Source organism: Gemmiger qucibialis, from assembly GCF_027689445.1.
Lineage (GTDB): Bacteria > Bacillota > Clostridia > Oscillospirales > Ruminococcaceae > Gemmiger > Gemmiger qucibialis.
In genome coordinates, this window is record NZ_JAQFEN010000029.1 from 316 (window position 1) to 626 (window position 311).

A 311-nucleotide genomic window follows, 5' to 3' on the forward strand; every position below is an offset into this window, starting at 1 on the left:
CCGAACCAGAAGTGGGTCACCGATGTGACAGAGTTCAGTTTGTTTGGAGAGAAGCTCTATCTCTCTCCCATCCTTGATCTGTGCAGCAGCGATCTGGTCAGTTACACCATATCGGATCGTCCTGCACTCAGCATGGTAACCACCATGCTGGACGAGGCGTTTGCAAAGATCCCGGCCGAAACAAACCTGATTCTCCATTCTGACCAGGGCTGGCAGTACCAACACAAACAATACCAACAGATGCTCCGGGAGAAAGGTGTTCGCCAGAGCATGAGCCGCAAGGGAAACTGTCTGGACAATGCTGTGATAGA

At 51.8% G+C, this 311-nt stretch carries 1 protein-coding gene; it reads left to right on the top strand.

What is annotated here, in order from left to right; genetic code table 11:
* The coding region (locus PG062_RS15800; RefSeq protein ID WP_270753013.1) for a DDE-type integrase/transposase/recombinase at positions 1–311 on the top strand (311 nt) is incomplete at both ends.